Genomic DNA, 23,995 nt, shown 5'->3' with positions numbered 1-23,995 from the left:
TCGGATAGAATTTATCCTTGTGTAAAACCCCCTATTTTCTTAACCTTTTCTTCAAAACTATCACTATCCACAAGTGCCTTCCCCTTTACTTTACTCTTATAGTTATAAATAGTTTGCATAGAATAACGAAGAAAGGTGGCAATTTGATTTACGTCTGTTATCCCCAAACGTATAAGTGCAAAAATACGAAGTTCCGTATTCAGCTGATGTCTCTTTAGATCATAACGCTCGCCCTCTTTCAGGAGACTATTAAATTCCTCTACAAAATTAGGATAAACCTCAAAAAATGTTTTATCAAAATCATAATATAAGGCTTCCGTATCCCGTTCAAAAACAAGATTGGACGAACTTAATTTTTGTAAATCTTCTATTTGCCCTGCCTTTATCTTTCGATGAACATATTTCCTATATTCTTCCAGTTTATCTAAATAGATAGCACACTGATTAATATAATATCCTATATAACGCTCACGTATAAGATTAGCCTCATCCAGTTTTTGATTGACAGATACAAGCTGATTATTGATCGTTTTCAGATTTTTTCTGGCTTTAGACACCATTCTCATCTGTTTATATAAAAAATAAAGCGTAACGATCAAAACGACAACAAAAACACTGATGGTTAGTGCATACAATCGTAGATTTTTCTTTTGTTGCTCAATTTTCGCCAAATAAGTTGCTTCTATAATAGGATGAACCTTGGCAATAACGGCATTCCTAAAACGTGAATTATAAAAATTGGCATCTTCCAAAGACGCCTGTACGTAGTTAAACGCCCGGTCCACATCTCCTTTCTCATATTGAAAAATGGCTAAAGCCAATAAAGATTCGTTTTCCTTCACGGCCAATTGCACATCGGTTATCGCTGCCAGGAGCAGGTATTTTTCTTCGAGCGCTACATTCCCCAGTTCTTTAAACACCATGGCCAGGCCCATGGCAGACATCGCGTATCCATGTGTATGCGGTGCTACCTTTGCAAACAGCTCCAACTGTATCTCTGCCGACTCTTGATATGCTTCTTCTGCTTTCAACTTAAACGATTTCTCTTTCAGGTACATGTCGCTACCCTGGCCTAACAAATTCATCAGCGAATCCCGATAACGTCTATTCTCCGAAAGGTATAATTTTTCATAGGTCCGGTTATCCATGTACTTTATCAGGTTTTCGTTATAGCGGATATAGCCCCAGCAATACGATACCTTGAGATAGGATGGCAGCTTTTGGTAATCCATAGATTCCAGAACCGCCCGTGCCGGCGAAAACAAACCGGATAAGGACAGTACGAAGGCCTGTTTCAATTTACTGTTCTGGAGGTATTCCTCATTTCCCAAAGTTTGCGCGACCGCAATGTTACGATCCACATAAGCTAGGGCAGAATCGCATTTAAAAGATTGGTATTCCGATATAATTTCATCATGAAGACGAAACCGGTCTTCTAAAGCAATGGTGTTATGGAGTTTCTTTTTGATACTTTCAATATACGCTTCTTTCTTTGTAGTGTATTCCTTACGATTAATAATCATCTTATCCAAGATACCCAATAGTGAGTCAGTCTCACTCATACTATAAATGTTTGCTACAGAAAATAAGAAAAAAAATACGGTTAGTAATGTCTTTTTCACTTCTAAATATGTAATAATAATTAAAGGCCACTTTACGTGAAAGGCTGTACAATATAAGTGAAATGCATAGACAAACCAAATACGGTGTGGAATATCCACACCGTATCGTTCCCCGATATCGGCATTTTTCTTTAAAAAAGTAATTATCGGATCTATCTATAAGCTCCTCCAAAAAATATAAATTCACAAATTGTCCACCTGCTATTATAGCATAAAAAAAGTCAATTGATTCAAACACAGAGCCGATGAAAAACAAGTCAAAATATCGTCAGCTTTTTACTTGTTTGAGGTATATATTTTTTCAGGAATCCTCCTATAAATTTTCGTCTATAAAAGCAATTTTAAAGTTATCAACATCCCCATCACAATCTATCTATCAACAGATTACACTTAAAAACAGTCGTAGAACGCGGTTTATTCGATCTGTTTGTTATGCATGTGGAAAAGTATCACTACCGTCCAGAATTAAAATATTGGATATTTGTTATGCTTGAGATGCAGACCTGCCTCAAGTCTCGTGTTTTAACTTCTTGGAGATGGTTCACCACCTCCGCAAATTTAAACTTACAACAACATGGCAAGAATCATTAAATTCGAAAAAAATGACTGTGCGCCATGCGCACAAGTGTCAGCCTTCTTAGACAACAGAGGGATCACATACGAAACCATCAACCCGTTCGACCAACCTGATTTAGCTGCTAAGTTTAAAATCAGAACGGTTCCAACGGTCCTTGTACTTGACAACGAAGAAGTACAACAGCGCATCATCGGTTTCAAACCCGAGGAATTGGCGTCGATAGCCCTTTAATTGTTTCACCCTTAACGGAGCGAGATATGGTTCATCTATATTACGATTCAAAAACAGGAAATGTCCAGCGCTTTATTAACAAAGTTATCCAAATAACCGGATGGCAAGCGCATAAGATTGAAGAAAGCTTGGAAATCCAAGAATCTGGGCACTTGGTTACTTATACGACCAAGTTAGGATCTATGCCGGAAAAAACGAAGATGTTTATGGATAACCACGCGGATAAAATCTATTCCGTGACCTCCAGCGGTAACAGAAACTGGGGCAGGAACTTTGGGTTAGCAGCCGACAAGGTATCCGAAGATTACGATATTCCACTCGCCACGAAATTCGAGCTTTCGGGCACGATGGAAGATATCAATCAATTTATTGAAATTATAAAACACCAATACAATGATAGCAAACGAGGTAGCAAAAAATTGGATATTGCTTAATAACGAAATCATGATTAAGCATGATGAGGAGTATAGCTTACATAAAGACAAAGAGGCTGTACGTGCCTATTTCTTGGAACACGTAAATAAGAACACCGTTTTCTTCTATACGTTAAAAGAGAAGATTGATTATCTGATTGAGCATAATTACTATATCAATTTCTACGAGTGGTTCAGCTTCGAAGAAATGGAACAAGTATACAACTATGTCCATGCCAAAAAATTCCGTTTCCAATCGTTCATGGCTGCGTTTAAATTCTTCCAAAGCTACGCATTACGCGATGACTCGGGTGAAAAATTCTTAGAACGCTATGAAGACCGTGTGGTGGCGGTAGCACTTTTCCTTGCGCGTGAAGAAGGTATACAAAAAGCTATCGAGTATGCTGAAATCATGATCAATCAAGAATATCAGCCTGCTACCCCGACGTTCTTGAACGCTGGAAAAAAACGTTCCGGCGAATTGGTATCTTGTTTTTTAGATGAGATTGGTGACAACTTGAACGGTATTGGATATGCTGTCGACTCCGCCATGAAACTATCTTCTATCGGTGGAGGGGTCTCTTTTAACATCTCCAAAATCCGGGCGCGTGGAGAAGCCATCAAAGGTGTGGATGGTCGTGCCGGTGGTGTCCTTCCTATCATGAAAATCATGGAAGACACGTTCTCCTATGCCAACCAATTGGGGCAACGCCCAGGTGCAGGAGCGGTTTACCTCAATATCTTCCACGCCGACATCGAAGAATTCCTGGATTGTAAGAAAATCAATGTCGATGAGAAAGTACGTATCAAGTCGCTTTCTATAGGCATTATTGTTCCGGATAAATTTATGGAGATGGCGGAAAAAGATGAGCCATGCTACCTGATCTATCCGCATACCGTCATGCAGGAGTATGGTCAGTACCTAGACGACATGGATATGGACAAGATGTATGATGAGTTGATTACCAATCCAAACGTTAAAAAGAAAAAAGTCAATGCACGCCACTTATTAGTGCGTATTGCGCAGATCCAAAAGGAATCGGGATACCCTTACATTTTCTTCAAGGAAAACGCCAATAGAGCACATGCCTTAAATGGTGTAGGCCAAGTGAAATTCTCTAACTTGTGTACCGAAATCATGCAAGTTTCCGAAGTTTCTGATATTGAGATCTATGGTAAAGAAGACACCATCCGCTATGGTATCTCCTGTAATCTCGGATCACTCAATATCGCGACCGTGATGGACAACAAACGTATTAAAGAAGCGGTGAAAACGGCTACTCGTGCCCTAACGGTGGTAACCGACGTAACTGATATCGAAATGGTACCTTCTATTGCTAAAGCCAACAGAGAATTACATTCTGTAGGACTCGGTGCGATGAACCTTCACGGTTATCTGGCAAAGAGCTTCATTATGTATGAATCTACAGAAGCCTTAGATTTTGCCAATACATTCTTTATGATGATGAATTACTACTCCCTGGAAGCATCGATGGAAATTGCCAAAGAGCGTGGTAAGACATTCGTGGGCTTTGAGAAATCAGCTTACGCAGATGGCACCTATTTCGATAAATATACGTCGCAAGATTATGTACCAACTACCGATAAGGTGAAAGAGTTGTTTGATGGTATTCACGTGCCAACAAGACAAGATTGGGAAAACTTAAAAACACAAATCCAGGAGCACGGTATTTACCATGCCTATCGCATGGCTATTGCGCCGAATCAGTCGACCTCCTATATCATGAATGCTACCGCATCCGTTATGCCGGTGGTGGATATCATCGAGGTGCGTGAGTATGGAGACAGCACCACTTATTATCCAATGCCTTACCTGACAAACGACAATTACTTCTATTTCAAGTCGGCATACGATATGGATCAGTTTAAGGTATTGAAGTTGATCTCCGTCATTCAACGTCATATCGATCAGGGTGTGTCTACGATTCTTCACACCAATTCTAAAGACACCACGAGAGATTTAGCGAAATACTATATATATGGGCATAAACTCGGTTTGAAATCGCTGTACTACACGCGTACACGTAAATCAACCGTAGAAGAATGTATCTCCTGCTCAGCATAATTGGGGGTAAAAAGGCAGAAACCGATCACTCGTTATTGGTGATCACGAATAAAAACAGACACAAAATGAAACAATATAAAGCGGTAAACTGGAACACCCCGGAAAACGACTATGTGCTGATGTTCTGGGAACAGAATATTAAGCAATTCTGGATTGACACGGAGTATATTCCTTCCAAAGACATCGACAGCTGGAAAGGATTAAGTTGGGATATGAAAGAGTGCTATAAGAAAGCATTGGGCGGATTGACGCTATTGGATACACTCCAAAGCCATACGGGTATGCCTAAAATCATCGATCATATCGACTCGTTGCAGAATAAAGCGGTATTATCGTATATGTGTATGATGGAAGCCATACATGCAAAATCATACTCCACTATTTTTACCACCGTATCAACAACCAACGAAATCAACGATGTGTTCGGTTGGGTAAGGGAAAACAAATTTTTACAATACAAAGCTGCCACCATCGATAAATATTACCGCGGCGTTGACAAGGAAAAAGTCTCTGATGAAGAACTTTTCATGGCTTTAGGCGCGTCCGTGCTATTAGAGTCTTTCTTATTCTATTCCGGATTCTTCCTACCTCTTTGGTTATGTGGTCAAGGACAAATGGTGGCTTCTGCAGACATTATTAAGAAGATTGTAGCAGATGAATCCATCCACGGCGTATTCGTAGGTTTAATAGCGCAAGAAGTATTTGCGAAGCTTCCAAACAAAGAAGAGGTAAAAGCACGCTTCCTCAACTTGTTAAACGACCTGTATGAAAACGAGATTAAATACACCGAAGAGCTCTACACTGTTGTGGGTTTAACAGCTGAAGTGAAAGAATATGTACGCTACAATGGAAATAAAGCATTGATGAATCTCGGCTTCGACCCTATTTTTGAAGTTAAACAAGTGAATCCGATTGTGTTAAATGGGTTAAACACAGAAACTACACAGCACGATTTCTTCTCGAAGAAATCTACAAACTACGAGAAGGCTATGGAAATTGTACACCTAAAAGATGACGATTTCAAATTAGATCTTACCGTAGAAGTATAAAAAGTTTAACAAACCGTATCTATTATAAACAAGCCTTTTTCGATATAGAGAAAGGCTTGTTTTTTATTGCTTCCTACTCCACCGCCCCAACATACACCGAGTCCGACAGCTCCTCCGTATATGCATCAACAACGCCCATATATACATGTAGCGGTCCTTTTTTATACGCTAACAAATCACACAACATACTGTACTCACCTTTATGCACATCTTCTTCAGCAATCTTGAATACAAACGCATGATCAATATCGTAAACTACAATATTAACTCTATAGGTTTGACTACCCCGTATGGGTTCATAACCCCATTTAAAATGTAAACTATTATCTACCCGCCAAACCGAATAATCTTTCGGAGGATTCAAGCTGCCACGAAATACACGTACTTTTTCCGGATTGACATATGGCTTACCTTCCTCATCAATCCCCAAACATTCTTTGAAAATATGTGATTGTGCCAATTGCACGGCTCCTACCCGACTGCCCTTGGGTGCTAACGCTCTATATCCATAACGTAAACAAGGGACTAACATCGTAGAAAAACTACTGGCAACCTTCATTTTCGCTCGGTTAAGGAGCATTGCCGGTGTAGGTTTCTTTGTGGATGGCTTCCGCGCTCCCCGGATAATGTTCTGACCATGGAGTACATACCCGTAAACACTGCCTACTTTTCCGATATAAGCTCCGTTTGGTCCGTCTTTCTGTATAGCCATAATTTTCGTTTTTAATTCGTTATCATTTAATAGGGATCTCAATATACACAGATTATCCCTTAAGTGCAATTTTATAGGGAAATTACAGGGTATTAATAGGGATTTTATCTCTACTAATACCCTATTATACCCCTACTATCCCCCTGTTAACCCCCTATAAATAGATAAGTAGATAACTCGAAGTTAACTTGTCTCCTATAACATTTTATTTATCTTTGTTATGAGCACAATAATAATATATATGAACCCGAGATGTAAATAACCATTAACACAGGGGAATGATTATCTCTGATAAGCTCGCAAGCTCGGTTATTTGCTCGAGCGCTCATCAGCCATTAAGAAAAAAATAAATAGATGAAAATTATCGCCGTAGGCAGGAATTATATCGATCACGCTAAAGAGTTAAATAACCCCGTTCCCGATAAGCCGGTTATCTTTATGAAACCAGATACCGCATTATTAAAAGACAACAAAGATTTTTACTACCCCGAATTTTCCAATGATGTGCATTACGAAGTCGAACTGGTATTTCGTATTTGCAACGAGGGCAAGCATGTCTCGCCCAAGTTTGCGCATAAATATGTGGATGCTATAGGTTTAGGCATTGACTTCACTGCCCGTGATATCCAATCTATGCATAAAGAAAAAGGGTTACCATGGGAGTTGGCAAAATCATTTGATCACTCTGCTGTTATCAGTCCACTTTATCCAAAAGAAGAATTCCCTGACCTACAGAATATAGCTTTCTCTTTAAAGAAAAACGATGAAATCGTACAATCAGGAAATACAAAAGACATGATTTTCGATATCGATAGCTTGATTGTCTTCATTTCAAAATATATTACATTACGCAAAGGAGACCTTATCTATACCGGAACACCTGTAGGTGTAGGCCCGATCGCGATAGGTGATCAATTTGAAGGATTTATACAAGATAACTCCGTGTTCAGTTGTCAGATAAAATAGATATTCCGATATGAAACTATACAGATTATTATACATGTGCTTAGGGCTTACCGTCAGCAGCATGCACGTAAACGCACAGCATCAAGATATCATCACTTCGCGCGAATACCCCCAAGGATATTTTCGTAACCCGCTCAACATAGCCATGGATGCGTCTGGCACTTTTGGTGAACTCCGCTCCACACATTTCCATGCGGGCGACGACTACCGCACACAGCAACGTATAGGCTTGCCTTTACATGCCGCGGCCGAGGGGCATGTATCGCGTGTACGTGTACAGATTGGTGGGGGCGGAAACTCCGTCTATATCGATCATCCGAACGGATACACGACGGTGTACTTACACATGGACAAATTCAACGATGCGCTAACCAATATTATCAGAGCAGAGCAATATAAGCAACAACGATTTGATGTGGATGTCACGGTAGACTCCGGGGTGGTAAAACTGACAAAAGGACAATATATAGGGAATGCGGGCAACACCGGCGCATCGGGCGGTCCTCATCTCCATTTTGAAATTCGAGATACCAAAACGCAGCATCCACTTAACCCACAATTGTTCGGGTTGCGTTTTAACGATCGATTTCTTCCCACCATCAACAACATCATGGTGTACGATCTGAACGACGATTTGTTCAACGAGCATACGCCCAGACGCGCTATGCAAGTAAAGGCGATTCGAAATGGCGTGTATACTTTGGCACAAAATACACCTATTAACGTAAATGGAAAATTTGGATTAGGGATCAATAGCATTGATCGACATCGCGCAGGAGGTTTCCGGAATGGTGTTTATTCGATCGAACTTTTCATTGGCGGAGAAGCTGTTTCCACCGTCGTCTTCGAGGAACTTGACTTCAACACCTCCCGTGGCATACATGCTTATATTGATTATCCTTATTGGCGCAAAACAAAAGCAAAAGTTCAAAAAAGCTTTAAAGACCCAGGGAATCCCATTAAAATATTCAAAGTCCTAAAAAATGAAGGTGTCCTATCGTTACCCGACGATAAAGTATACGATGCGAAATATGTCGTAAAAGATATTGCAGGGAATTGTAGTGAGCTGAACTTTAAAATACAAAATGGTGCTGCTGCACAGCGCACACCGCAAAAACGTCAGGGTACCCAATTATTCAAATACGATACGGAGAACACATTTGAGAACAAAGATGTCCAAATAAATATGCCAAAAGGCGTTCTCTATAGCGATTTAGACTTCACCTACAATGCGGCCCCTCAACCTGCAGGTGGATACTCTGTGATCCACCGTGTACATAACAACTTGATACCTTTATTTAGCACGTATAATCTACGTATCAAGCCCACGAACCTACCTGCTCATTTGGAAAGCAAGGCTCTTCTCGCATCTGTAGAGAACGGTTCAGAAGGAGGCAAATTTGAAGATGGTTGGGTAACCGTCAACACACGAAATCTTGGGAGTTTCTACGTTGCCGTAGACACCGTCGCACCCACTATCGCGCCCCGCAATTTGAGCAACGGAAAAAATGTAAGTACACAAGCAAAAATTGATTTCACCATCCGCGACAATTTTTCGGGTATACAGTCTTTTAATGGCTATATAGATGGCAAGTGGGTACTGATGGAGTACGACCCCAAAAATAGACATCTATGGCATACCTTTGACGCTGCCCTTCCCAAGGGACAACATACTTTTAGATTAATCGTGACGGACTGGAAAGATAACGAACAGGTATTTGAAGCAAAATTTACAAGATAAAATAACGATGGAGACACTACAAATAGGCGACAAAGCGCCTGCAATAGAAGCAAAAAACCAAAACGGAGAAATCATTCAACTATCTGATTTCAAGGGCAAGAAAGTTATCCTGTATTTTTACCCAAAAGACAACACACCAGGATGTACCACCGAAGCTTGTAATTTCCGGGATAATTATCAATCACTGGTTAAAGATGGGTTCGAAGTAATAGGCGTCAGCATTGACAGCGAACAATCGCATCAAAAGTTTATCAGCAAGTTCGACTTACCTTTCCATTTGCTAGCAGACGAAGATCAGAAAATCGTAAACGACTACGGTGTATGGGTCGAGAAAAATATGTATGGGCGGAAATATATGGGAACGGCACGAACTACTTTTGTGATTGACGAACAAGGTATTATCCAACATATTATTAAGAAAGTAGATAGTAAAAATGCTTCCCAGCAGATTCGGGATTTAGTGCGTAAGGATTAAGTTCTTTTAGCTATATTTGCGATTATGAGTAAGCAAACAGACGACTTTTTCAAAAACATTATATCACATGCCAAGGAATACGGGTTTGTATTCCCTTCGAGTGAAATTTACGACGGTCTAAGTGCCGTGTACGATTATGGTCAAATGGGTTCAGAATTAAAAAACAACCTCAAGACCTATTGGTGGAAATCTATGGTGCAACTAAATGAAAACATTGTCGGTATCGATGCGGCAATTTTCATGCATCCCACGACTTGGAAAGCGTCTGGACATGTCGATGGGTTTAATGACCCTATGATAGACAATAAGGATTCCAAGAAACGTTATCGTGCGGACCAACTTATCGAAGACAAAATAGACCGTTACGAAAAAGACGGTAAAACCGATAAGGCCACACGGCTTCAAAAAGACCTCGATGATGCTATCACGGCAGATGATTTAGTACGTTTAAAAGCGATTATCGAAGAACATCATATCGTTTGTCCTATTTCGGGAACCAAAAACTGGACAGACGTACGTCAGTTTAATCTGATGTTTGCTACACAAATGGGCGCCATGGCGGAGGAAGCTGAAAAAGTATATTTACGTCCAGAAACCGCACAAGGTATCTTTGTAAACTTCTTAAATGTACAGAAGACCGGCCGTATGAAGATTCCTTTCGGTATAGCACAGATCGGTAAAGCTTTCCGCAATGAGGTTATTGCCCGCCAGTTTATCATGCGGATGCGTGAGTTTGAACAGATGGAGCTACAATTCTTCATCCGCCCCGGCACCGAGATGGAATGGTACGAAAAATGGAAAGCAACGCGCTTGAAATGGCACTTAGCGTTAGGAGCAGACGCAACAAAATATCGTTATCACGATCACGTCAAACCAGCACATTATGCTAACGCAGCCGTCGATATCGAATATCAATTTCCATTTGGTTTCAAAGAAGTAGAAGGAATACATTCGCGTACAGATTTCGATCTGAAACAACACCAAGAGTACTCTAAAAAGAAAATACAGTACTTTGATCCGGAAATTAATCAGAATTACGTCCCCTATGTGGTAGAAACTTCCATCGGTTTGGATCGTTTATTTTTAACGGTATTGGCGAACTCTCTTGTAGAAGAAGATTTGTCAACCGAAGAAAAGAAAGATTCGCGTGTTGTGTTGAAATTCCATCCCGCTATCGCCCCTGTCAAAGCGGCTGTATTACCGCTCACTAAAAAAGACGGATTACCAGACAAAGCGCGGGAGATTATGACCAAATTGAAACTGGATTTCAATATACAGTATGACGAAAAAGATGCCATCGGAAAACGCTATCGTCGCCAAGATGCCATTGGCACGCCTTTCTGTATCACGGTGGATTACCAAACGTTAGAAGATAATACAGTAACGATACGTCACCGCGACAGCATGGAGCAAGAACGTGTTCCTGCCGCTGATCTTCGCAACATCATCGGAGAACTTGTTAGTTGGAACAATCTGTTAGAGCAGTTAATGTAAAAAATAACGGGATGAAAATTGTCGTTTTAGATGGCTATGCTATGAATCCGGGAGATTTATCCTGGGATGGGCTACAACGGCTCGGAGATGTCGTGATTTATGACCGTTCCTCCGAAAAAGAAGTTCTCGAACGGGCAAAAGGAGCCGAAATTGTGCTCACCAACAAGGTTTCGCTTCCCGCACAGATCATCGAATCTCTTCCAGAACTAAAGTATATCGGTGTTATGGCTACCGGCTATAATATCATCGATATGGATTGTGCTAGAAAACGAGGTATCGTCGTGACCAACGTCCCGGGATACAGTACGCCATCTGTTGTCCAACTCACTTTCTCTCTCCTATTGGAGCTATGTTATCGCACGCAGCGCCACAGCGATGCAGTAACGGGGGGCAAATGGACAGCAAGCCCTGATTTTTGTTTTTGGGATTACCCGTTAACAGAGTTATCAGGAAAAACGCTTGGCATTATAGGATTTGGAAGTATCGGACAGAAAGTAGCGGATGTTGGTGCTGCTTTGGGTATGTCCGTTCTAGCTTATAGCCGTACAAAAACAGATCAGTCTCATCGCAAGAATTTTAAATGGGCAACCGAACAGGCAGATCTGTTGGCACAAGCGGATATCGTCAGCTTGCATTGCCCTTTGACCCCTCAAACGGAAAACCTCATCAATGTATCGTCCCTCGCGATAATGAAGCCTTCTGCTGTTATCATCAATACCTCCCGGGGAGGTTTGGTAGATGCGTCAGCATTAGCAAACGCACTGAACGAGGACCGTATTAGCGGGGCGGGTATAGATGTATTGCCAATAGAACCACCCCCAGCTGGAAATCCACTTTTTAATGCCAAAAATTGTTTAATTACCCCGCACATAGCGTGGGCAACCAAAGAATCCAGAATTCGTCTCCTGGATGTTGTTGTAGGAAACATCAAATCCTTCCTAGACGGACAATCGGTTAATGTAATAGGATCATAAATAATGAGACGCGATAAAAATCGCGTCTCTCGTATCATATTAAATTACAACTTGCAATTAAAAAATCAGTTATTTAATTAAAATCGACTTGTTGCTCGCCATCCCATTTTTCATTCAAGCGGACGACGAACTGCCCGTTTGGGGCATCTAATAATTTCCCACGAAATAGCAGTTGCATATTGTTACGGATTTCACTTTCCACTTGGAATGTGCGTATCCATTCGTCGGAGGCGTCATATACGTCTACCCTGTATCCCAGTGGTAAGGGAATTGATGTATGTCCGATAAATTGGTTAAAATATATTTCCCGGTTCGTTTCATCAAATTCGGGAAGGAGAACAATTTCCGACGTATCTTCTATCGGATTATTCATGATGGGATTAAAAGGAGCGTAGAAATTCGCTTCATGCGTTCGCTTTACAATCAGCTTTGCCACACCCGATAAATCTCCGGGGTCTGTAAAAGCAAACCGAATCTCACTATAATAGCGGTTCAATGCTATATCCTTTTGCATATCACCCTGAACGGTAAACGTATCCAAAACACCAAAAATCTCCGCCTTACTGTTAGAAAAGGTATTCGCAACGAAATAGTCCGATGCCCCTCCTATCTCGGGGATATCTAGTTCCGCATTTGACACATTGGTCACGAAAGAAGCGATATAGTCTCCCCCTGGAAGCGTCAGCGCAAAATCAGACAGCGCCCCTTCCCGAAAATGATCGGCGCCAGACAAAATTACGTTTTTCGTTATCGCATCGAAAATATGATAGTGTATACGACGTACATTCGCATCCGCTACGCGTTCGGCAATACCCGATAAACGGAAGTTATCGACGCGCATAATGCCCGTAACTTCATTATAATCACCCGCACTTCCTCTATTGCCCGCTTTCGGCGTCAATTTAATATATAAATCGCGCGAAAAATCCAGTGATTGTTCCGCTAATGCAAAGGTGAATGTGTTTTTTGCCTGTGGGGTATTCGTATTTGTAAACTGGTTGTTTTCTTGGAGAGCTGTATAATCGTCTCCATTTTGGGAAAAGGAAAGGGAAAAGCTCTTTGGCCCTGTTCCTGAGGAGCTAACGTCAAAAGCTAATTCATGCAGCGCCAACACATTTGTCAACGGCATCTTAAAAATTAGCTCCTTCAAACCTTTTAAAGATAAAGCTCTGCCTGCCGTATGATCTTCGTAAGCCCAGCCGATTCCATATTCGTCCGGAATCTGTCCGCCGTTATACGTGATACGCCAGTGTGTACTTGGATAAATATCCGGCATCAATGTTTCTGTATTAAAAGACCAATAATAGATGTGGCCTTCATACATGTTTTCTGTTGTGGTGTTGACGACAGCATAGCGTTTGCTACTTGCTGCCCTTTTTGCTCCCAAAGGGGAGGCATCTTGTTCAAATTCCTGGAATTTGAACCCTACGGTATAGCTTTCTTGAGCATCATTTTGTTCTTCTGTATTTTTCTTACAAGAAGAGACGTTAAACATGATAAAAAAGATAAAAAAGCTATACCAACCCGAGTGGATTGGTCTTCTCATCATAGTTCAGTTATCAAGTTATAATTTAATTGATAACCAAATATAAGCACTAAAAACCAGAAAGTCAACTATTTATTGACTTTCTGGTTTTTCAGCATGGACCGTCTGCCGTTAATTAAACAGTGTAAATGAAGCGACAGAAAATGTCTTATTTACTGTTTCTGTTGGGAAAAAGCGTATATATTTCTCCCGAACCGGGCCATCTAATGTGATAATCTGCTCCATGGGGTTTGCCTGAATATTCGAAAATTCTCCCCTCTTAATCGTTTTCCATTCTTTGCCATCGGCGCTTGTTGCAATCTCGTACTTCAACACGATGCCTTCCTTTTGTCCGTCTTGACGTGGCAAATAACCTATTGCAGAAATTGGCTTTTTCAATTCAAAAACAACACCACTTCCAATTTCCGAAAGTGTTTCGAAAGTTGCCGGGTCGTTATCCAAACTTTTCGGCAAACCATCGCCTGTTTGTATAGAGAAATCATTCAAAGTAAACTTCGTCTCTCGGTCGTTGGTATTTGTATCAAAAGTGAAAGGCTCTGTAAAGGCTTTGAACACGCCGAAATCACTTAACGTCGGTGCCACCGGTGCATACAACTTCATCTTCAGCTTCGTAGCTTTAACCGGTTTATCCAAATAGATAAGTCGATTAGCTCCAATGCTCGTTGCGGATGCCAGTGGTACCCATTCATTACCTTCGGAGATGGATATTAACACGCTGTCCAATCGTTGCCCCAATTTGATATTTTCCCGTAAACGGATGATATCAAACTCTTGTTCCGAGGTTAATGTAATCTCCAGCTCCGGTTCCAATACATCGTCGTCTGAAGCGTAATACGTATAGCGGTCGTCGTCCAGCAGCCATTTCGTTCCAAACTTAGTGGAATTCCCTCTTACGTTTGAAGCGTTAATCTGTGCTCCTTTTGCAAGATTGGTTTCGAAGGTCTTTTCCACTTTCCGACCGAAAGCGGCTAAAGATTTCACGTCATTAGCATGTAGGTAGCCGTCCGGCATGGGTGCTAGACCCAAGTTCATATTCGCTCCACGTCCTACCGATTTGAGATAGATCTCAAACAACTCATCCGGCGTTTTCACCCGATTGTCTTGATCAGGATGGTAGAACCAACCTGGTCGATGAGGCACATCACATTCTGCTGGAATCCAGTGTTCGCCATGGCGGGTGCCTGTCTCGGATTCACTGTAGTCCGATGCTCCCGGCAAAGGAGGTCCTCCATCGATTCCTCTGGGTGTATAAGTAGCCCAGCTTGTTTCAGCGGCAAAACCTCGCTCATTGCCAACCCAACGCATGTCTGGCCCTACATCGGAAAAAATCATCGCCATCGGTTGCTTTTCGCGTACGATAGGCCAGGTTTTCTCATGCCATTCGTAATACCTCGTACGATCGATGATACGCTTTTCTTTTTTACCACCATAATAGCCGTCTCCGCCGTTTGCTCCGTCGTGCCATGACGTAAATAATTCCCCATATTGCGTCATCAACTCGCGCAATTGCTCCCGATAAGCGTCCGCATAAGCAGTTGTGCCATAACGTATATCATTTCTGTCCCAAGCAGACAGGTATACACCAAATTGCATTCCGTGGTCGTGGGTCGCCTGCATAAATTCCTTTACCATGTCTCCTTTCCCCTCTTTCCAAGGCGATGCAGCTATACTGTAACTTGTCGTTGTGGTAGGCCACAAACAAAAACCATCATGATGCTTCGCTACAGAAATCAATCCTTTGAAACCAGCCGAGGCGGCGGCGGCGGCAATCTGCTGCGCATCAAAATGCTGCGGGTTGAAGATCTGCGGATCAGCATCGCCAAATCCCCATTCTTTATTCTGAAAAGTTGTTGGCGTATAGTGAATTAAAGAATACATCTCCATTTCATGCCATCGCAGTTGGCGTTCTGTAGGCAAGGCCCCGTAAGGATCTGGTTCGGCGACCTCTGGCATACATGCTACTACCGGTAGAAGAAAAGATAAAAAAAAGAACTTTGATTTTTTCATTGAAATATAAGACATCATAATCGAAAATAGTTTTTTAAACATACATACAATAGGCGGCGCTACCAGCTTTTATTCTGCGCATATTCGGCAAAATTAATCTGATTGAGTAGCATTTTCTGCATAGTGGCAAGGTTTAAACCTCGTATAACACTACAAACATATATACCGCTAGTCAATTCCTATTTAATAAAATTACCTATCGTGTAAACGATTTTACCCCATATATCGAAATTCAGGATGTTTTCACGAAAAAATAATTTATTGTTTTGATTCATATCCAGTGCTAAATTGAATTTAACGCCGATTGTTATTTAAAATTTCGTATCTTAATAGACGCATTTAAAATTAAAAAATAATGGCTAAAATTACATTTAAAGGAACAGCAGTACATACACAAGGTGAGTTACCAGCAGTTGGATCTTCTGCCCCAGACTTCAAATTGACCGCAAGCGATTTATCAGAGAAAGGTTTAGGCAATTTTAAAGGAAAGAAAGTTGTTTTGAATATTTTTCCAAGCATAGATACGGGCACATGTGCCATGTCTGTACGTACATTTAACGAAAAAGCTTCTAAATTGGAAAATACCGTTGTACTGTGCATCTCGCGCGATCTTCCTTTTGCGCAGGGGCGCTTCTGCGCTGCAGAGAACTTAGAGAACGTCATCACGCTTTCCGAGTATAAAGACAGTAACTTTTCAGATGCTTATCATGTAAAGTTTGTAGATGGTCCATTGACCGGTTTATTGAGCCGTTCGGTTGTGGTAATCGATGAAGAAGGTAAGGTCTCTTATATCGAACAGGTTGCCGAAACAACGGAAGAACCAGATTACGATAAGGCTTTGGCAGCATTGTAATATTTTGAAAAAAGAGAAATGAAAAAAGAGCAAAGACGATGTGTATACCACCACATCTTTGCTCTTTTTATCCTTTAGAAGCTTCCAATGCTTGCAAAATATCTCCAATGATGTCTTCTTTGTCTTCCAAACCTACAGATATACGTACAGTACCAGGCATAATGCCTATGCTTAATCTTTCCTCTTCTTTAAGTTTAGCGTGTGTCGTAGAAGCCGGATGCGTGGCAATGGAGCGCACATCACCCAAGTTTGACGTGTAAAGAATCATTTCTAGCTTGTCTAAAAAACGAAAAGCCCTTTCCCTCTCCCCTTTGACCTCAAAGGTGACGATACCACCACCGGCTTTCATTTGTTTCTTAGCCAGGTCATGCTGTGGATGAGAACGTAGAAATGGATATTTTACCTGTACAATTTCCGGATGCTTTTCCAGTGTTTCAGCCAAAGCCAAAGCGTTGCTGCAATGTCTATCCATACGAAGGGCAAGCGTATCCAAACTTTTTGATAGTGTCCAGGCATTAAATGCAGACATAGCAGGTCCAGTATGACGAATAAAAAACATCAATTCATCAATTAAATCTTGTTTTCCGACAATAACACCACCCAACACTCTGCCCTGGCCATCCATATATTTGGTCGCCGAATGCAACGAGAGATCAAAACCATATGCTAATGGCTTCTGCAGATAAGGTGTCGCAAAGCAATTGTCAATAATAAAGATGATCTGGGGATATCTCTTCTTTAAGCCACCCAAAAACTCCAAATCCGCAAGTTCTAATCCGGGGTTAGAAGGCGATTCTAAGAAAACAATCTTCGTGTTGGGTTGTATAGCTTTCTCCCAAGCTTCATTGTTTACCGCATTTACATAGCTGGTCGTGATTCCCCAGCGAGGAAACAGTTCTGTAAATAGTTGGTGGGTAGAACCAAAGATAGCACCAGCAGAAACAATATGGTCGCCACTTCGTACAAAACCTGCAAAAGAAGCAAAAACAGCGGCCATTCCTGATGAAAAAGCTAAACCATCTTCTGCTCCCTCCATGATACATACTTTATTTATAAATTCTGTGGTATTCGGATTGGAGTAACGTGAATATATAGTACCTTCTTCTTCGCCCGCAAAAACAGCACGACCTTGTTCAGCGCTATCAAAAATGAAACTGGATGTTAAGTATAAAGGAACAGAATGCTCACGGGTCGCGGATCGAGGAGCTTGTTCGCGGATGATTTTAGATTGATCTTTGTCCATAACGAAGCAAAGTTAAAATTTTTTCTATATTTCACAGGCATAAAATACTATGCTGGCATATAGTTTGCTCTCTTTTGTCTAAGAGTTTATAAACCTATTAATACGTTTAGCTAAAAGGACAACTTATGCGAATAAAAGAACTACTACTAGGATTATTACTTGCCAGTCCTACCGTATTATGGGCACAGGGGTCGCAGGTAAACACGCAAGGTCAAAAAGCCGTTGGTATGGCTGGTGCTGGGTCAGCGCTTTTTGTAGATGAGACTTCCATCTTCTATAGTCCCGGTGCACTTGTTAAAATGGATCACAATGCTTTATCGGTAGGCGCAAGCGCCGTTATGTATCGTTCAGCCTTTCGAGAACTTAATAGTACCGATGTGCATCACACCAAGTTTAAGATTTCGCCCCCGTTCTCCGTCTTTGCGACATTTGGCCCTAAAAATGCATGGTGGAAAGCAGGTCTGGGCGTATATACCCCGTTTGGCGGTTCTGTCGATTGGGGTGATCGGTGGCCCGGCCGATATGAGTTGAATCATCTGCAAATGCGTGCCATCTATATCCAACCGACATTAAGCTTTAAACTAACCGAAAATTTCGGTATCGGTGGGGGCTTCGTGTACAACGTCGGTTTGGTCGATCTTTCTCGTTCGATTCCTACCGCTTCGGCTGATGGAACCCCCGGAAGAGCGGAACTGTCGGGGGTAGGTACAGGTATGGGTTTTAATGTGGGCGTGCATTATAATTTAGAAGACGATTTTGCAATCTCCCTAAGTTATCGTTCCCAAGTAACCACTAAACTTAAAGACGGAGATGCTAAATTTACGGTACCGCCAGCGTTAGCGACATCCTTTCCAAACACAACATTTGATGCAGAGCTTCCATTACCAAGTTCGTTTAATATAGGGCTTACATTCCCTGCCGGTGAACGCATGGACATCGCTGCTGATGCCACTTTCATTGGTTACAGCATATATAAAGAGCTCGTTTTCGATTACAAAGACAACACGCCTGTATTAGAAGACACAAAACAGGAGAAAAAATACGAAAATGCATTTTCCGCTAAGGTGGGTATCAATTATGAAACATCTGATCGTCTCGATCTTCGAATTGGAGGCGGATACGTCTATAGCCCTGTGCGGGGGCCTTATGTATCACCCGAAACCCCGGACAATAACCGTATTATGGGATCCATAGGTTTTACGTACGATATTAATGATCGATGGGATCTTACCGGCGCTTATGTATTTCAACGCATTCTAGAGCGTACAGTAACCAGTGTGAACACAGGGCTCTCCGGTGCATACAAAACAAATATTCATGCTCCTGGCCTATCCTTAACTTATAAATGGTGATGACGATGAAAAGAATATTCAAAAATATTGCGCTATATATTGGTATTTTATCCACCCTTGTAGCATCCTCTTGTAAGCCTGAAATAGAAGGCTTTCAACCCACCTCTGGCGAGGCGGATTTCTCGAAATACATTGCCGTTGGAAATTCTTTAACTGCGGGCTTTGCCGATGGGGGATTATATCTGGAGGGGCAGCAAATGGCATTTCCTAATCTTATTGCCGAACAGTTGCGAGAAGTCGGTGGGCGAGATTTTAGAAGCCCCTTTTTCGCGGAGAATGAACGTAACGGTTCTGGGTATCTACAACTTAAAGAACTCGTCAATGGACAGCCAGTCATGGAGGACGTTACCGATAACCTGGCTTATCGTGAACCGGGGAAGCTGAGCAAACACATGGGAGATATAGAGAACCTGGGTGTTCCGGGCATGCGGTTAGATCTTTCTACCCAAGATTGGTTTGGTGCCTTGAACATGTATTTTGAGCGCTTATTACCCGACACCGATGTTGGAACAAAGACTTACATGCAATTTGCCACGGAAAAAAACCATACATTTTTTAGTTTTTGGCTGGGGAACAACGATGTGTTGGGTTATGCCATGAACGGCGCGGTCACCAACGAAGGAGATCCCACCACGGTACTGACAGAAACGGCAACGTTTGAACAGGTATACAGGGGGTTTATCCTAGCATTGACTGCCAACGAACGAAAAGGTGTTGTGGCCACTATTCCGGATGTGACAGCCATCCCTTTTTTCACCACCGTAACACGGGAAGCATTGATTGCAGCGGTGAAAGCTGCCAGCGGTCAAGATGTTCAAGACATCTACATTGAAACGGGTTCGGATACGCGGAGAGCAGCTACAGATGAAGACTTATTTGTACTACCCTTTGCATCGGCGGGTTTGCTGGGCAGCACCTCAACGGAGAACCCACTTCCCTACGGCTTGCATCCAGACCATCCGGTCGAAAGCAAATATGTACTCGACGACGGGGAGGTGACAACTATTCAAGCACGCATAAAGGCTTTCAATAATATTATTGAAGACATTGCAGAAGAAGAGGATTTAGCCTTGGCAGATGCGCATGCTTATCTCAACCGTATTCAAAATCCGGGCATTGTTTACAATGGTGTAGCTGTCAATGCATCGTTTATTACAGGGAACGCGTTTTCATTGGATGGCGTGCATCTCACGCCGATGGGAAATGCGCTCATCGCCAATCTTTTTATTGAAGCCATAAATAAACAATACAGTAGTAGAATTCCAAAAGTAGATGCTTCAAAATATAGAGGGGTGAAGTTTCCTTAGTGCGTATATTTTCAATAAGTTTGCGTAACTTGGCAGCAATGAATTCCTTGGGGAAAACAGCTACAAATGAATAAATAATCATATTCAAAATGAAAATCCATTTGCAACGTAAAAACGACGCCGTTCATTTTGAGGGTTCGAGCGAACTCGGCAACGTAACAGTAAATATTGACGGTTCGGAGAGTATCGGTGGAGAAGGGAAAGGCGTACGCCCGATGGAACTGGTACTCATGGCGTTAGGTTCTTGTAGCGTATTTGATCTTTCCAGTATCCTGAAAAAACAGCGTCAGATCATAGAAGACATACAGGTTGAGGTAGAGGGGAAACGTCGGGAAGAAATTCCTAATATTTTCACCCACATACACCTTACTTTTACGCTAAAAGGGCAACTCGACGAAGCAAAAGTACATAAAGCGGCAGAACTGGCCGTAAAGAAATATTGTTCCGTTCATGATATGTTAGCAGCAGGCGGTGTAGAGATTACGTATAGTTTGAAATTTGTTTAAATGGCTGAAGGCCGCAATCTGATTTCTACTGGTGATGCTGCTTTATCTCCATTCTTCGAAAAGTGCGTTATGCGATGTTTTTGCAGCGTCGGCATCGGGTAAGCACTCCAAATAACCTACTTCTACTTGCGCCATTAATTGCGAGAGTGTATCTGTCATGGCGTTGAATAGATCTTTATTCCAACGGAGAGCGGTACAGCTCGGAAGAACGGTGACCAAGCTTTCTACACCTTTTTTCCATGTAAATCTGTTTAGGGGGGCCTGTTCTAGCCGTACAAAACCTTTAAGTTCTACACGTTTATTTTTGTAACAAGGGGTTTTCCCACTCCACGGCGTACCATATATCATGATCTTTCCATCCTCTTCAAAGCGTACTACGGGGTTATCGTCGTTTAACAACTCGGTATCTGGAATATGTTGCAGCCAAAGTCTACTATGCGTACTCTTGCCCGTACCACTCTTTCCCAAAAAAGCGACACCGTACTTTTGCCGGTAAGCAATCACAGACGCATGAATCAAGATCAGTCGGTGTTGCAGTCCTACTTGTCCAAAAACCACCATCAATAGCCAACTGACAAATTCCCCCATTCTCGGATCGTCCGCTTTTCCATATATGCGGGATTCTCTAAAATCTTTCGAACTCTTCATCATCCACTGCTTGTCCTTTACGGTATGTTTTATCAGTGTAACGAATGCGTCTTCCTGTTCATAGAAACGAAAGTTGTCGCCCCAAACTAAAGAAATATCGCTTCGAAGCATACCCCATTCTTCTTCCGAAGGCACTTCTTCTTCCTGAAAGGTGACGACTGCGGCAGATGTTTCATTCCGCTTTTCCACACGAAAACCGACAAAAGAAGGTAAAATATTATTCAAGCTTAACGTTGAGCAAAAGCGTAATTCTAATTGTAAGCCTGCGATTTCATAATAATGATTTGTCAATTTCGGTACGGTGTTGGCTCCCATATTTTTTTACTTACGCTATGCTTCCAAAAGACCGGCTTTCTCAAATTCTTGAATCAACGCTTCCGCATCCTGTACGGCCTTTTCTTGCGAAACGTCGTATCGTTCACATAGAAGCTCGGATATACCTCCAACGCTGATTTCTTTACCTATCGATTGCTCCCAAAGCCACGCCGCTGTTTCATTAAGCGTATGAACTTTGGAAAGGTCTACCATGCCCTGACTTGGATCTACCATAATATAGTCGTCCCCTACTTTCCGAAGGACTAAATCTTGTCTTAACTTCATAATGAAACAAAAATAACATTATTTATTATAAATTACTTCCCTTTACGCCATATCCGTTCTGCCCACCTACCAACAAACCAAAACGATCCAGCTAGCAGGAGAAAAAATATCGTGCGATTGATATTATCCCATAGGTATTCTACAAAGCGGGTGTAAAGATTAAGGATGAAGAACACGAAACCTATATCGCGCGTGGCGTGGTCTTTTATTTTCATCCCATACAATGCCAAGCCCAATGAAAGCACAATAGCTAAAATTCCCCAGTAAAGAATATGATATTGGCGAACCTGTGTCCAAGCGTCTAAATCGCTATAATTTCCAAAAATAGAAAGACACCATAGCGCAATCATGGTATATAATAATCCAACGATATAGCTTGTGGATTGGAAAGGTTTCAACGGTCTGATTTTTTCTTGTCCCCATAGTGCAAAAGTGGTCAAAAGCAATCCAAACAACGTAAAGCGTAACGGATAATTCATCCCCCAAAACTTAAATCCCCAATTGCTGTGGTATGCTGTTTCGGTCGCAAACCAGATACCGAGTGCTACCAAGGTAAACACCCATATCAGTTTCGAATTAAGTTTAACGGATAAGGTCCCATATATGATAATCGACAATAGAAAAAGGAGTGTGTAATGACTCGTCGTCCGATCCAGCACTTGCCCCAAAAAACCTATACATGCGGCTGTTGCAAAAGAACCGGCCAGCATCAGGGTTTCATTGGAAAACGTCTTCTCCGGGTATCGCTTTTTGTTCCGGAAGCCCAAAAAATAAAAAAGAACCGCGATTCCCCCAAAAAACAGGCAGAAAACAATATTTGGAGTTTCGTAAAAGCGTTCTACAAAACGAATCAATGCATCGTCTGCAAAAAGCGAAAATACTGCAAAAATGAGGGAAACCAATGCTATCCAAAATGCATATCGAGCCAAATGTTTCCATTCGAACCCTCTTTCGTCAATGGTTTGCTTCAACTCTTCGACTTTGCCCGCTTCCAATAAATTGGACGCTTGCCAGTGGTCCAGTGCATTTTCAACGACTTCTCGTTCCTGCTTTGTCAAATCCAATTTTTTCACGCGTTGTTTGTTTTTATACAACCAAAGTACAAATTTTTTTCAATACCACTTTTGACCGCAAAAGTGAAGCAAACCAAACAAAGTGAGCTCATGAATACCAAAATAAACAAGAGTTCATAAACTCGTCGCTTAAAATCTTTGGCATTAGGGATAGTACTAAGAATAGAGTCCTACATTTGCCAAAGTTTAACTTCGTTGAGCTCGCCAAGGGCTCGGTTTTGATGCGACCTTGAATGTTAAGGAGGGGATGGTGCAATTTACCACCCCGTCCTAACGAGCACCCCTCCAATGGAGGGGAATAGCGTAGTTGAAAGCAATTATTATCGCATTGTGATTATGCGGGTTAAAACGACCTAGCATTGTTCCGCGGGCAGCTTTACGCAGTGTGTTCCGTTAAAAACAGAAAGCTGTTTGAACCGCCCCTACGCGGTGAGTTCCTTTCTGTTTAGGAAGAGGCAAGTAAAGGTAGCGGAACCTTGCCAGTCTTGACTTTTTGGTTCTTTTTTGTTAAGAAAAAAGA

At 41.8% G+C, this 23,995-nt stretch carries 21 protein-coding genes; 13 read left to right on the top strand and 8 right to left on the bottom strand.

Translation table 11 applies throughout. The features are described from left to right. Positions 1-11 precede the first annotated feature (11 nt). Entirely contained in the window at positions 12-1,562 is a 1,551-nt protein-coding gene (locus H8B17_RS03040) for a DUF6377 domain-containing protein (RefSeq protein WP_223816323.1), read from the bottom strand. A 634-nt stretch (positions 1,563-2,196) separates the two neighbouring features. On the opposite strand from H8B17_RS03040, the gene H8B17_RS03035 reads away from it, so the two are divergent. The 4 genes from H8B17_RS03035 (at position 2,197) to nrdF (ending at position 5,978) form a co-directional block, all read left to right on the top strand. Further along, a complete protein-coding gene (locus H8B17_RS03035) occupies positions 2,197-2,430 on the top strand; it encodes a glutaredoxin family protein (RefSeq protein ID WP_165293451.1) in 234 nt (77 codons plus the stop codon). 26 nt (positions 2,431-2,456) lie between these two features. After that, positions 2,457-2,864: a class Ib ribonucleoside-diphosphate reductase assembly flavoprotein NrdI gene (nrdI, locus tag H8B17_RS03030; protein ID WP_190307679.1), complete on the top strand. Its 408-nt coding sequence runs from the start codon at positions 2,457-2,459 to the stop codon at positions 2,862-2,864. Continuing rightward, positions 2,824-4,929, top strand: coding sequence for a class 1b ribonucleoside-diphosphate reductase subunit alpha (nrdE, locus tag H8B17_RS03025; protein ID WP_190307678.1), 2,106 nt, complete (start codon positions 2,824-2,826; stop codon positions 4,927-4,929). Before nrdI ends, nrdE begins: the two co-directional genes overlap by 41 nt. Before the next feature lie 65 nt (positions 4,930-4,994). After that, entirely contained in the window at positions 4,995-5,978 is a 984-nt protein-coding gene (gene nrdF / locus H8B17_RS03020; protein WP_190307677.1) for a class 1b ribonucleoside-diphosphate reductase subunit beta, read from the top strand. Between the two features lie 73 nt (positions 5,979-6,051). On the opposite strand, the gene H8B17_RS03015 is transcribed toward nrdF, so the two are convergent. Continuing rightward, positions 6,052-6,690, bottom strand: coding sequence for a hypothetical protein (locus H8B17_RS03015; protein WP_190307676.1), 639 nt, complete (start codon positions 6,688-6,690; stop codon positions 6,052-6,054). Positions 6,691-7,044: 354 nt separating this feature from the next. Between H8B17_RS03015 and H8B17_RS03010 the strand changes: the two genes are divergently transcribed. From H8B17_RS03010 to H8B17_RS02990, 5 genes are read left to right on the top strand one after another with little or no spacing between them, the layout of a single operon-like run. Continuing rightward, positions 7,045-7,656, top strand: coding sequence for a fumarylacetoacetate hydrolase family protein (locus H8B17_RS03010; RefSeq protein ID WP_190307675.1), 612 nt, complete (start codon positions 7,045-7,047; stop codon positions 7,654-7,656). A 10-nt stretch (positions 7,657-7,666) separates the two neighbouring features. Continuing rightward, the gene (locus H8B17_RS03005; RefSeq protein WP_190307674.1) at positions 7,667-9,397 is read left to right on the top strand and encodes a M23 family metallopeptidase; all 1,731 of its coding nucleotides are present in this window, start codon (positions 7,667-7,669) and stop codon (positions 9,395-9,397) included. 7 nt (positions 9,398-9,404) lie between these two features. Beyond that, positions 9,405-9,872 carry a thioredoxin-dependent thiol peroxidase gene (gene bcp, locus H8B17_RS03000; protein WP_190307673.1) on the top strand — a complete coding sequence of 156 codons (468 nt, stop codon included), beginning with the start codon at positions 9,405-9,407 and terminating at the stop codon, positions 9,870-9,872. Between the two features lie 24 nt (positions 9,873-9,896). Beyond that, positions 9,897-11,366 (top strand): glycine--tRNA ligase, encoded by a 1,470-nt coding sequence (locus H8B17_RS02995; protein WP_190307672.1) that lies wholly within the window; start codon positions 9,897-9,899, stop codon positions 11,364-11,366. A gap of 11 nt (positions 11,367-11,377) precedes the next feature. Further along, positions 11,378-12,340 carry a D-2-hydroxyacid dehydrogenase gene (locus H8B17_RS02990; RefSeq protein ID WP_190307671.1) on the top strand — a complete coding sequence of 321 codons (963 nt, stop codon included), beginning with the start codon at positions 11,378-11,380 and terminating at the stop codon, positions 12,338-12,340. Between the two features lie 73 nt (positions 12,341-12,413). On the opposite strand, the gene H8B17_RS02985 is transcribed toward H8B17_RS02990, so the two are convergent. Then, entirely contained in the window at positions 12,414-13,889 is a 1,476-nt protein-coding gene (locus H8B17_RS02985) for a hypothetical protein (RefSeq protein WP_190307670.1), read from the bottom strand. A 108-nt stretch (positions 13,890-13,997) separates the two neighbouring features. After that, a complete protein-coding gene (locus tag H8B17_RS02980; protein ID WP_190307669.1) occupies positions 13,998-15,893 on the bottom strand; it encodes an alpha-L-fucosidase in 1,896 nt (631 codons plus the stop codon). 355 nt (positions 15,894-16,248) lie between these two features. Here H8B17_RS02980 and tpx point away from each other — a divergent pair, with 355 nt between their 5' ends. Continuing rightward, positions 16,249-16,746, top strand: a complete 498-nt coding sequence (gene tpx, locus H8B17_RS02975; RefSeq protein ID WP_190307668.1) for a thiol peroxidase — start codon at positions 16,249-16,251, stop codon at positions 16,744-16,746. Between the two features lie 67 nt (positions 16,747-16,813). Here the strand turns inward: tpx and H8B17_RS02970 are convergent, their stop codons facing one another. Further along, positions 16,814-17,989, bottom strand: coding sequence for a trans-sulfuration enzyme family protein (locus H8B17_RS02970; RefSeq protein WP_190307667.1), 1,176 nt, complete (start codon positions 17,987-17,989; stop codon positions 16,814-16,816). A gap of 125 nt (positions 17,990-18,114) precedes the next feature. Between H8B17_RS02970 and H8B17_RS02965 the strand changes: the two genes are divergently transcribed. The 3 genes from H8B17_RS02965 (at position 18,115) to H8B17_RS02955 (ending at position 21,154) form a co-directional block, all read left to right on the top strand. Continuing rightward, positions 18,115-19,341 carry an OmpP1/FadL family transporter gene (locus H8B17_RS02965; RefSeq protein WP_223816322.1) on the top strand — a complete coding sequence of 409 codons (1,227 nt, stop codon included), beginning with the start codon at positions 18,115-18,117 and terminating at the stop codon, positions 19,339-19,341. Positions 19,342-19,346: 5 nt separating this feature from the next. Continuing rightward, entirely contained in the window at positions 19,347-20,648 is a 1,302-nt protein-coding gene (locus H8B17_RS02960; protein ID WP_190307666.1) for an SGNH/GDSL hydrolase family protein, read from the top strand. Positions 20,649-20,737: 89 nt separating this feature from the next. Further along, positions 20,738-21,154: an OsmC family protein gene (locus H8B17_RS02955; RefSeq protein ID WP_190307665.1), complete on the top strand. Its 417-nt coding sequence runs from the start codon at positions 20,738-20,740 to the stop codon at positions 21,152-21,154. A 42-nt stretch (positions 21,155-21,196) separates the two neighbouring features. Here the strand turns inward: H8B17_RS02955 and H8B17_RS02950 are convergent, their stop codons facing one another. The 3 genes from H8B17_RS02950 to H8B17_RS02940 are packed head-to-tail and all read right to left on the bottom strand — an operon-like array spanning position 21,197 to position 23,475. Further along, complete coding sequence (locus H8B17_RS02950) at positions 21,197-22,117, bottom strand: hypothetical protein (protein ID WP_190307664.1); 921 nt, start codon at positions 22,115-22,117, stop codon at positions 21,197-21,199. A 15-nt stretch (positions 22,118-22,132) separates the two neighbouring features. Beyond that, positions 22,133-22,402, bottom strand: a complete 270-nt coding sequence (locus tag H8B17_RS02945; RefSeq protein WP_190307663.1) for a PqqD family protein — start codon at positions 22,400-22,402, stop codon at positions 22,133-22,135. Positions 22,403-22,434: 32 nt separating this feature from the next. Further along, positions 22,435-23,475 (bottom strand): DUF2157 domain-containing protein, encoded by a 1,041-nt coding sequence (locus H8B17_RS02940; RefSeq protein ID WP_190307662.1) that lies wholly within the window; start codon positions 23,473-23,475, stop codon positions 22,435-22,437. Positions 23,476-23,995: the final 520 nt, after the last annotated feature.

This window comes from Sphingobacterium arenae (assembly GCF_014692505.1).
In the GTDB taxonomy this organism is placed as follows: domain Bacteria; phylum Bacteroidota; class Bacteroidia; order Sphingobacteriales; family Sphingobacteriaceae; genus Sphingobacterium; species Sphingobacterium arenae.
The sequence above is the reverse complement of the archived record's forward strand: the minus strand, read 5'-3'. Positions and strand labels throughout refer to the sequence as shown.